We start from the raw sequence: 9,863 nt of genomic DNA on the forward strand, positions 1-9,863 counted from the left end.
GCGGCGCTCGCGAGCTCCTGGCGCGGAGCCCGGCCGGCACGATCAACCTCAGGAGCTACGCGCCCGACAGCCCGCGCAGCCGGACCTTCGTCTATGGCCTGGGTGACGCCGAAGAGGCGCTCGACGCGGCCGAGGCGCTCGCCAGGGAGGGGCTCCACGTCATCGCCAACGAAACCGTCGACATCCACGACGGCGGGGTCTCCGGGGTGGTCCTCGGCGGCACGATCGAGTTCGCGCCGGACGACACGCCGCGTTGCGTCGAGAAGCCCGGGGTGGCCTCGTTGCCGATCGGGTGGGGCAGGTCGATCCTCAGGACCGTCTACGGCTTCGACCCCGCGCTCGAGGCGGGCGGCGGGAGGCTCGAGTTCAGCCTCCATCCCGGCCGGCGCGGCTGGCGGCGCGAGCATACGGTGGCGTGGGAGTTCGAGGACGGCGACGCGCCGTCGGCGAACCCCACCCCCCACTGGCCGAACAGGTTCAGCCGGATGATCGGCGACAAGGCGTTCGGTCTGCTCGTCGCCCACGAGGCAGGCCTGCTGGTCCCCTGGACGACCGTGATCGGCCGCCGCGTCGCGCCCTTCTCGTTCGGCGCGCGCACCGGCGAGGCCGAGGTCTGGATCCGAACCTGCCCGACCGAGCCCGAGCCCGGCCTTTACTCGACCTTCAAGGGCTGGCGCGACCCGTACCGGCTCCTGGCCGAGGAGGATCCGGCCGGGGACCGCATCGCCTCGGTCCTGCGGCAGGACGCGGTCCCGGCGCGCCACTCGGGCGCGGCCATCGTCGGCGGGGACGGGGCCCTGGTCATCGAGGGCCGTTCAGGCGAGGGCGACCGGCTCATGCTCGGGGAACTGCCGCCGGAGGCGCTGCCGGAGGCAGTGCGCGCGGCGGTCCAGACGGCCTACCTGACGGTTGCCTCTGTCCTGGGACCCGTCCGTTTCGAGTGGGTCCACGACGGCGCGCGCCTGTGGATCGTGCAGCTCCACGTCGGCGCCACGGCAACGCTTCCGAGTGCCTTGGTGCCCGGCGAGGCCTCGAACTGGGTCGAGCTCGACGCCGCCACGCCGCTGCACGACCTGCGCCGGCGGCTCCAGGGCCTGCCGCCGGACACGGGGCTGCGGCTGGTCGGGGTCGTGAACGCGACGAGCCACGTCGCCGACCTCCTGCGCAAGTCCGGGGTGCCCACCCGGATCGTCGAGCGCCCGCGACCGGCCGGCGTCTAGGGGCGCGACGGGCTCTGGAACCGGTCCGGCGCCACGTCCCCGGGCTCAGCGCGTGGGCTTCGCCAGAGCTCCTCCAGGATGGCCCCCGCGTGCACCCGATGAACGGCCAGGACATGGTCGACGACCGGCGCGACGCGGTCCGGCACCACCACCTCGGCAACGGCGCAGGGGCGGCCCGCCTGGCGCCGCGACGGCTCGCCGGGGAAGTCGGCGATCCGGCTGAAGGTCAGCGCGCCGCGCCGGGCCGGCCTCATGATCGTGGACCCGCTGTTGATCGGGCTCAGCTCGATGGTCGCGGCGTAGGCATCCACGATGCTTCGGGTATCGAGCGTCAGCACGGTCTGGACGTTTCCGCGATAGGCGCCCGCGCCGAGCAGGCCGGTCAGGCGGCGCAGCGTCGGCCAGAAGAAGACGCGGGCGTTCAGGGCCACGTACCAGTCCTCGGGCGCCATCCCGTCGAGGCATCGCAGCAGCGCAGCCTGGGACATCGGCTTCTGGTCCCGGACCACCGCCCCGGCGAAGCCCGGTCGCGCGATCGCCACCGATTCCGGCCTGTGGCGCCGCTCAATCGCGACGCGCCGCTCGCCGGAAATCCCGTAAAGGTCGAGGAGGGCGGACGTGCTGAGCAGGCCGTGCTCGGCGATCGAGGGCCAGCAGCCGTCCTCCGCCATGTGCCAAAGCCGGGGATGCTTGCGGACGAGGTCGTCTGGCGTCACTGGTCGAATCCGTTTTCGATGACCGCGGTCTCGAACCCGACGGAGACCAGGGTCACCGGCGCGTTCGCGACCGCCGCTACCTCCGCGATGAAGGATCTGGTGGCCTCCGAAAGCTGCTCGAACGTGGTCGCTTCCGCGTTGGCCGTGTCGAGGTAGTCGGCGAAGGTCAGGGCCACGTCCGTCGCGCCGTTCAGTACCGCGGCGCGGCGAAGCTGCTCCCAGTCGAACTCGCCGATCCGCCTCGCCTTGCCAGAGACCGTGCCGACCTCGGTCTTCAGGATCGCCTCGGCCGGTAGCCCGGACCGCGCGGCGATCGTCCCGGCGTCGATCTCTCGCATCATCGGGCCCGAGGTACCGCCGACGCGGATCGGGTACGTGCGCGTCACCATGATGACCCTCCGGACCCGGTGCGGCGCGATGCCGGCATCGGCGAGGCAGCCCGAGGCGGTCGTGTCGCGCGACGTCACGTGGGGATGCGGGCCATGGTGCAGGCTCAGGTCGGTCCCCTGGGTGCCCTCCAGCATGATCGGGACGCCGTCCGCGTAGGCCTTCTCGAGCTCGCGCTTGGTGCAGCGGACGAAATCCTTGAGCTCCCGGACGTGCCGCGCGAGCCGGACCGGGGCCCCAAACTGCGGGGTGGTACCCCGGTTCAGGATCTTGCGGGCCGTCGCGGCGCCCACCCCCTGCTTCGTCGAGCCGATGACCTCCAGCCCCCGCTCCTCGATCTCTCGGTCCTCTGGCTCGATGACCATGGCCTGGGGATCGATCGAGAGGCGATCCGGGCCGAGGCGGCAATCGGCGATCTCCTTGAGAAGCTGTGGCAGCCAGAGCGTCGCGCCGGCGCCCACCAGGATCCGCGCCGAGGTGTTCGATTGCGTCCCGGAGGGCAGCTGGACGTACTTGTAGGGTGGGTCGGCCACCATGTGCCCGGCGTTCGGCCCCCCGACCCGCATGAGTACCCCGTAGCGGCGGGCGAGATGCGCACAGATGTTGCCCTTGCCCTCGCTGCCGTACTGCGCGCCGACGAGCACGTCCACGAGGGGAGTTGGCCGGCCGGGCAGCAGGCCGAGCCCGGCGACGGCGCGCGCGAGGATGCCGGGCCCGTCCAGGGCGTCGGTTCCGATCACCACGTCCGCCAGCCCCGCGAGCTCGGGGATCGCACGCTCGGTTGCGTCCTCGGAAGCCTCCTCGAACGTCGTGTCCTCGAAGGTCGCCTCGCGGCGCTCGTCATAGCGCCGGGCGCGCAGGAACCGCGCGGCCTTCAGGTGGACGTGCCGCATGCGCTCGCCGTACGCCTCCCTCAGCGCCGCGACCTGGTCCCGCGTCCGGGCGCAGTCTAGGACGACGACGGCATCGAGCGGGAGCCCGCCCTCCCGCGCGCGCAACGCCTCCGCCACCCAACGTCCCTTGGTCTCCGCGTCCAGCGCGGCGCCGGCGGACTGCAGGTTCGATCGCTCGGCCGGCGCATTCATCTGAAGATTTTGCTTCAACAATACTCGCGTCGACAAGACGTGGGCATTCAGGCTTTGTCGAAACTGCGAGCACAGCGTCGATTTGCCGGATGCGATCTGACCGCTCAGAACGATAATATAGCGCATCAAGGCCGGGTATACGGATGCGGCGGCGGTTGCAACGGGCAGGCGGCCTCCGGAGTAACGCAACCTGCAGTTTCGTGCGGCGGGCCGGCCGTCAGCCGGATCCGTTGCCCTTTCGTTAAGCCGCCCTGCCTCCTCGCGACGGCTTCACCGATCCGCACAGCCCTGGCCCGGCGGTTTGGGCGGCCGGTCGGCCAGGTGTACCATCCCGAGGATTCATTCAGGGAACATCGACATGGCGTGGACGGCGGTCGTAGGGGCCAGCGAGCCGCGGATCATGCTGCGCAGCGGGGTCGAGCTCGATTTCCTCGATCCGGCTTCCAGCGACTTCACGATCGAGGACATCGCGCACGGGTTGTCGATGCTGTGCCGGTACGCGGGGCAGTGCCGCGACTTCTATTCGGTCGCGGAACACTGCCTCAACGTGAGCGAGGCCGTCCCCGAGCACGCCTTCGCCGCCCTGATGCACGACGCCGCCGAGGCCTTCGTCGGCGACGTCACCCGGCCGCTCAAGCAGATGCTGCCGGAGTTCAAGACGATCGAGCGGACGGTCGAGGACGCGATCTTCATCCGCTACGGGGTGCCACGGCCCATGCCGCGCGCCGTGAAGCAGGCCGACCTCCGCGTCCTCGCCGCCGAGCAGGCGCAACTGATGCCCGTCGGCACGGATCGATGGGCGCGCTCCGCCGGGATCCGGCCTGCCAGGATCCGGGTGGCGTGCTTGCCACCTCGCGAGGCGAAGGCGGCCTTCCTCACCAGGTTCGAGGCCCTGGGCGGGCGATCGGTCGGCCGACTGACCGAGGTCGCCTGAGGCCGCCGCCGCCCCGAAGGCGCACCGAAGCAGCGCAGCCATCCGAGACCGGCGCGACGAGGGGCAGCGCCCCCTTTCGTGCCCACGGAGACTTCCGTGGGCGCGATGCGGGCGGCCAAGACGGCCCGGTTCCATGCCTGTCGGACACGCCGATCCGGCGGCGCGCCGCTCCGATACGCCAGAAGGGGATCAGGCGACGTTCGGCGCCAGATAGAGGGGATGCGGCGAGGCATGCGTCTGGACGGCATCGACCAAGACAAACACGTGGTGCGTCTGCGTGAAGGCCTCGGTCACACAACCGGCACTTGAAGCGGCGGCGCGTGCTGATGTCGTGGTGGTCCAGGCAGCTGCACTTCGGGCAACCGGGCTCACCGTCCGTTTCGGGCAAACGAAGGCGCCGGAAGGTCATGTAAGCCTTGTCCTCGCAGCCCTTGTAGATCGCCTTGAGCCAGAGGGTGCAGGCCTGGGCCGAGAGGAGGAAGTGGGACGGCATGCCATCGCGTCCGGTGCTTATGCATCTCCTATGATGGCATGGACGCACCGTAGTCAAGGGCAAAAGCATCGCGTATGATGACATGAGCCATTGCGAGGGATGCATGACGACGGATGACACGACCCGCGTGCCGGATGAGGCGTGGGACGCCAAGGTAAAGGCGATCCTCAAAGCTGAGCTGAAGCGTAAGGGCGTGACCTACGCGCAACTCGTGGACAAACTGGCTGCGGTTGGCGTGAAAGAGACCGAGCCGAATATCCGAAACAAGATTGCGCGCGGAAAATTTACGGCGGTCTTTATGATGCAGGTCTTAACCGCAATTGGAGCAAAAGAAGTCCGCCTCGATTAGGCTGGCAGTCTTTCGCGCGTCTTGATACGAGACATTGCACCAAATAACTTAGCGACGCGCACAGTTGATATGAAGCTAGAGACAAATAAAGCAAAATACATTGACCCAAGCCAATAAGAAAGATTGCTGATATCCTTCATGTCTGAATTCATAACGAGAAAAGGAAATCCAAAAAGCGTTAGAATAAATCCGAGTTTAACGGCAGCGGATGTATAAGACATAAAATCTCTCATGGCTTTTGTGCTGCTAATTTTTGCGATAAAGCCGTCTGTTTTGCTAAAAATTAGTCCATATACGCCAAATTGGAAGCCTGTCATTACAGAAGCCCAGCCAAATATCGCTGTATACATTTGAGATAAAGATAGCTGGTTATCTACAAAGGTGCTGACAATCCTGCTTTGAAAGACGAGCAGAAGCATTAGCGTGATTACCGCCCCTGCTTGCGGCGACCACGCTTCAAACATTCCATAGACAGTCTTTCGTCTTCTAAACACCATTCATAACTCGCCGCAGAAAGTCTCTCTTTATTCCAAAATTTACGTCCGGGTCCCTATCGTGAAGCTCAAGAGTTTCTCTGAAGATAAGAAATTCGTCCAAAAAGTCAATACCTTCAGGGAAATCGGGGTTGAATACTTTGAGTTTTTGAAGGTTTATCTCTTCGGACTCTGATCTCCTTAGGAATTCTCTGACCAAGCCCGTCAAACACGTGCTCAACTGACCAGGGGCATGCCCCATTGCGATCTCGACAGTGATTTTAGGCGCCAAGTAAGCCTCGCCCATGGCGGCGATGGCCTCGCCGACCGCGCGGCCGTCTCCCTCAAGGACCCTCAGGTCCGAAGGGCTGGCAACGGCGACCTGAAGCTTTCTTGGACCTGCCCTATTGTAGCGTTCCCAAGCCTCCTCCCTGACAATGGGCAAAACGTTGTAAACAGCGTCCCGGCTAAACTCCTGTAAGTACGAGAATAACCGCCCGGGGCTGCAAACTCGATTGTTGTACTCTATAGCTATCACGCCTCGGTGATGATTGGCGCGGAACACAACACTGTGACCAAGCCTATTATTGACATTTAAAGCAATTCGACCGGCAGGCGTGATTTCTGACGGGAAATTCGTCGTTTGTATCCTCGTAAGCTCGCCACTAACAATATGTTCATTTTCTTCGTCAAGGAACTCAAGTCTTACTTGAAACCCTGGCGCTATTGCTCTTTCTCTGTTCTCGTACCCATCTATACTATCTATAGCTCGTATGGCATCAATAAATCTCGGGGTTTCCTCGCGCGTCCGCTCCATGCTGAAGAGCTTAACGGTTACGTTCTTGTCCATCGGTCCTTTTCCGCTCTGTGCGGCCAAGATTGCACAACCGTAGCGGTAGAAGAAGGGACCGTAGGTTACTCACCCACGCACAATGTATAACCAGAACGAAAAGAGAACAAGGGGAACCAGCTCCGCAAAATTGCAACTCCTTATGGTTGCATTTGCCCGATGAAACGATGGCATTCTGTAGCATTTGCTCCATACGGCCGCGCTTCGGTATCGTGTCGCCGTCGAGGACGAGAAGTGTGTCATCATGCCGATCGATGTCGCGTGCCGCCTCGGCGAAGAAGGTCTCGAACAGCCTGATGTTCTCATCCCGCAAGTCGCGGCCCACCGCTTGTTCCCGTCCGACAGGATGTCGAGGTCCAGAGGCCGTACACCTTCCATTCCGGCCTACCGGGTCCCGTCGAAATCCTGCGGCGGCCGGACGCCCTTGTCGAAGCGCTCTTGGGTGCGGTTGAGCCTGTCGATGTTCGGCCCAAGGTCGTCTGGGCGCGGGTGCGGCCGGGGAAAGAAATGGATGACCGAGATCCCGGCCTTTCTGGCCTCGTTCAGGATGTTGTGCCCGCGGGCGACGATCTGCATTGGCGCCTCCAGGACCGAGCGCTCGGGCTCAAGCTCGAAGCGCTCGACGAGCGACCGGGGCATCGGTCGGGCCCGGGCCATGCGGACGCCGTCCATGCCCCCCCCATCCTCGCCCGAGCGTTCGCGGACGAGGCAGTGCACCTTCCAGTCGCTGCAGCCGCTCCGGTCGAGCGCCGTCGCCAGGGCGGCCGCCACCACCGCGGCGTCGTCATAGCTGTTGGTCACCAGCATCGCGCGCCGCCGGTCGCCCAGGCCCGTCTGCGCGTCCGCCCAGCGTTCCGACATCCCTCGCCAGTCGTCCTAGAACCGGTTTGGTCCGTCGCGCGAGATGGCGAGACGCTCGGCGGCCGTCGCGAGGTTAGCGCGCCGTTCCGCCTGGGGCATCCCGGAGACGCGCAACTGCCGCCCGTCCCGGTCGCGGACGTTCACGAGCGCAAACACGGACCGCTTCAAGGCTTCGAACTCGGCCTTGGGCTGCACGGGCACGCCCTTGATCTGCCACGACGGGAGATGCATGCAATGGAACATCGGTCGACGCGACCGTTCCGCTCGCCCACCACGACGATCGGTGGCGGACGCGGGCCGCAAAGCTTGTAACGCGGCGCGAACGCACCTTAGGTGCGGCCATGACCATAGGTCCCATCGAGCGGGCGCTGCTCCGTGCCCATCCCCGCGCCATCGTGCACCTGCGCGAGAGGCATTCGGCGCGCGCCCTCGGGCTGGTGCTCGGGGCCGGCGTCAGCAAGGCGGTGGGTTTCCCGAGTTGGCGCGAGCTGGTCGAGCGGATTGCACGCACGCCGGACGTCCGGGGTGACCATCTCATTGCGGCGGCGGGGGACGTGTCCGAGACTGCCAAGACCCAGATGCTGTTGCAGCATTACCGAACCAAGAGGCTCGATCGGCTCGGCGTCCCAGCTTCGGCCCGCACGCTGAGGAAAATCCACGGCGAATGGCGCCGGATCGTACAAGCGGCTCTATACGAGGGCACCCCTGGAAGTGCCGCCGAACTCGCCGCGGCCCACCCCTATCTGTCGAGCTTGGTCCCGGTGGTCGCGGATTCGCCGATGACCATCACCTACAACTTCGACGACACGGTAGAGCGGCTGCTCCACCTCGAGGAGCCCCCCAGGGAGAATGCCTACGGCCGGCGCTTTGAGACGATATGGGACGCTGCTTTGCAGTGTCGCCGCGACGTCGCGGCGATCTACCATCCGAATGGCTACCTGCCGAGCAACCTCCTCGAGCATCCCAGCGAGCATTTGGTGTTCTCCGAGGATACTTTCGCCGATCAACTGATCGAGAGCATGGCCGGCCACCATGCATCGCTCCTGCATCACCTCGCACGAACGACCTGCGTCTTCGTTGGGCTGTCGCTGCAGGACGAGACCCTGCGCCATCTTCTGCGGCAGAGTGCGCGGATCAACCCGGGGCAATTCCATTATTACGTGAGCTGGCGCAGCCCAGGCCAGACGCGGGATCCCGAGACGGAGAAGCTCATCCGGGACGCCAACTTCGACGTCTACAACCTGATCACGCTCTTCCTCGAGGACGGGGAAATCGCCGCCCTTGGCCGGCTCCTGACGGCGAGCGCGGCGGAGTTCAAGCATGCAGCGGAGGAGGAAGGCGTCGGTCTCCGGTACGTCTACTACCTCACCGGTGCGATCGGCGCCGGCAAGACGACGGCCGTGTCCTATCTCGGATCCTTGCTCACGTACGAGGAATGGACTGAGCCGCGCCACGAACTGCTTGGCAAGCCGTGGCCCGAGTTGACGCCTGCGCAACGCGACGAGGTCGATGCCTGGATCCTGAAGCAGTTCGTGAACAAGAATCTCGCGCTGATCGACAAGGAGACCGGCATCATGGTCGTCGATCGCCCCCCGCTTGACCCACTTTCTTTCACCGCGTCGCACGAGGTCGCGGAGAAGGCTCGCCGGATGCTTTCAGCCTTCAGCCCGGGACTGTCTCACCGCCGGATCGTGCCCGGGAAGGTCATCATGCTGGAGGGCTTGGCCGCCGAATTCGAAGCGCGAGTCATCGGGCGGCACAAGGAGAGCGACGCAACGCTGATCCAGGATCTGCAGGATAAGCTGAGAGGCATTTATCCAGGAACGGTCGGCGTCGAAACATCCGGCCATTCGGTGCATCACGTCGTAAAAGCCGTAGCGAGGAGCATACACCTCGACGACTACCGAAGCGCCGACCTTCACAAAAGATTGCAGGACATTTCCGTATCCGGAATGGAGTAGATGCCAAAACCCAAGGTTTACATAGCGGCCCCCCTGTTCAACGTCGGGGAGCGAACCCTTAATGCGAGCCTAGCGGGCGTCCTACGCCAGGCCGTGGACGTGTATCTCCCGCAGACTGACGGCATCCTCTTTGACGAGGAAATCCGGCATGGCGGGGATCCCGACGAGGCGTCGCGGCGCATCTTCCGCGATGACATAGGGGCATTGCGAGCCTGCAGCGCGCTTCTCATCGTCCTGAATGGTAGGACCGTAGACGAGGGCGCGGCGTTCGAACTCGGGGTCGCGTGGGCCCTCGGCAAGGAATGCGTGGCCTACAAGGATGATCCGAGGCAGCTCCTCTCGGTGGGCGATAATCCGATGATAGTCCAGGCGGTCAGCCGGACGCTTGTCGATCTCGGCGACGTCAGGCGCTGGGCCGATGGCCTCGGGCGGTGTTGACCTTGCCCCTTACGGCATCCGAACCCACAACCGTAGGCCCGGACCTCGCGTGCCCCCTGGGGACGCTGGCGACGGCTGGCCGGCTTCTGTCCTGTC

At 64.9% G+C, this 9,863-nt stretch carries 11 protein-coding genes and 1 pseudogene; 5 read left to right on the forward strand and 7 right to left on the reverse strand.

Going from position 1 to position 9,863, the window contains the following annotated elements; translation table 11 throughout:
• Window positions 1–1,220, forward strand: a 1,220-nt coding sequence (locus I53_RS34025) for a hypothetical protein (RefSeq protein WP_043352958.1), incomplete at its 5' end; no start/stop codon positions are given.
• Here the strand turns inward: I53_RS34025 and I53_RS17535 are convergent.
• Both I53_RS17535 and I53_RS17540 read right to left on the reverse strand, forming a co-directional pair.
• Complete coding sequence (locus I53_RS17535; protein WP_083936098.1) at window positions 1,217–1,936, reverse strand: hypothetical protein; 720 nt, start codon at window positions 1,934–1,936, stop codon at window positions 1,217–1,219. The two genes, I53_RS34025 and I53_RS17535, sit on opposite strands and share 4 nt — an antisense overlap.
• Window positions 1,933–3,408 carry an adenylosuccinate synthetase gene (locus tag I53_RS17540; RefSeq protein WP_251982351.1) on the reverse strand — a complete coding sequence of 492 codons (1,476 nt, stop codon included), beginning with the start codon at window positions 3,406–3,408 and terminating at the stop codon, window positions 1,933–1,935. The genes I53_RS17535 and I53_RS17540 overlap by 4 nt, the downstream gene beginning before the upstream one ends.
• A 358-nt stretch (window positions 3,409–3,766) precedes the next feature.
• On the opposite strand from I53_RS17540, the gene I53_RS17545 reads away from it, so the two are divergent.
• A complete protein-coding gene (locus tag I53_RS17545; protein WP_051044861.1) occupies window positions 3,767–4,342 on the forward strand; it encodes a hypothetical protein in 576 nt (191 codons plus the stop codon).
• A 286-nt stretch (window positions 4,343–4,628) separates the two neighbouring features.
• Here I53_RS17545 and I53_RS31490 read toward each other — a convergent pair.
• Window positions 4,629–4,835: pseudogene (locus tag I53_RS31490) on the reverse strand (transposase); the annotation flags it as partial.
• A gap of 103 nt (window positions 4,836–4,938) precedes the next feature.
• On the opposite strand from I53_RS31490, the gene I53_RS17550 reads away from it, so the two are divergent.
• Window positions 4,939–5,184, forward strand: coding sequence for a DUF6471 domain-containing protein (locus I53_RS17550; protein WP_051044862.1), 246 nt, complete (start codon window positions 4,939–4,941; stop codon window positions 5,182–5,184).
• Here I53_RS17550 and I53_RS33390 read toward each other — a convergent pair.
• From I53_RS33390 to I53_RS17560, 4 genes are all read right to left on the reverse strand, one after another.
• A complete protein-coding gene (locus I53_RS33390; RefSeq protein ID WP_148291191.1) occupies window positions 5,181–5,648 on the reverse strand; it encodes a hypothetical protein in 468 nt (155 codons plus the stop codon). The genes I53_RS17550 and I53_RS33390 overlap by 4 nt on opposite strands.
• A 22-nt stretch (window positions 5,649–5,670) precedes the next feature.
• The gene (locus I53_RS33395; RefSeq protein WP_148291192.1) at window positions 5,671–6,507 is read right to left on the reverse strand and encodes a hypothetical protein; all 837 of its coding nucleotides are present in this window, start codon (window positions 6,505–6,507) and stop codon (window positions 5,671–5,673) included.
• Between the two features lie 384 nt (window positions 6,508–6,891).
• Window positions 6,892–7,368 (reverse strand): hypothetical protein, encoded by a 477-nt coding sequence (locus tag I53_RS17555; protein ID WP_043352962.1) that lies wholly within the window; start codon window positions 7,366–7,368, stop codon window positions 6,892–6,894.
• A 15-nt stretch (window positions 7,369–7,383) separates the two neighbouring features.
• Window positions 7,384–7,599: a hypothetical protein gene (locus I53_RS17560; RefSeq protein ID WP_148291193.1), complete on the reverse strand. Its 216-nt coding sequence runs from the start codon at window positions 7,597–7,599 to the stop codon at window positions 7,384–7,386.
• Window positions 7,600–7,709: 110 nt separating this feature from the next.
• Between I53_RS17560 and I53_RS17565 the strand changes: the two genes are divergently transcribed.
• Window positions 7,710–9,329: an SIR2 family protein gene (locus tag I53_RS17565; protein WP_043352966.1), complete on the forward strand. Its 1,620-nt coding sequence runs from the start codon at window positions 7,710–7,712 to the stop codon at window positions 9,327–9,329.
• Window positions 9,330–9,767, forward strand: a complete 438-nt coding sequence (locus I53_RS17570) for a nucleoside 2-deoxyribosyltransferase (protein WP_043352968.1) — start codon at window positions 9,330–9,332, stop codon at window positions 9,765–9,767. It abuts the gene before it with no gap.
• Window positions 9,768–9,863: the final 96 nt, after the last annotated feature.

This window comes from Methylobacterium sp. B1, assembly GCF_000333255.1.
In the GTDB taxonomy this organism is placed as follows: Bacteria; Pseudomonadota; Alphaproteobacteria; order Rhizobiales; family Beijerinckiaceae; genus Methylobacterium; species Methylobacterium fujisawaense.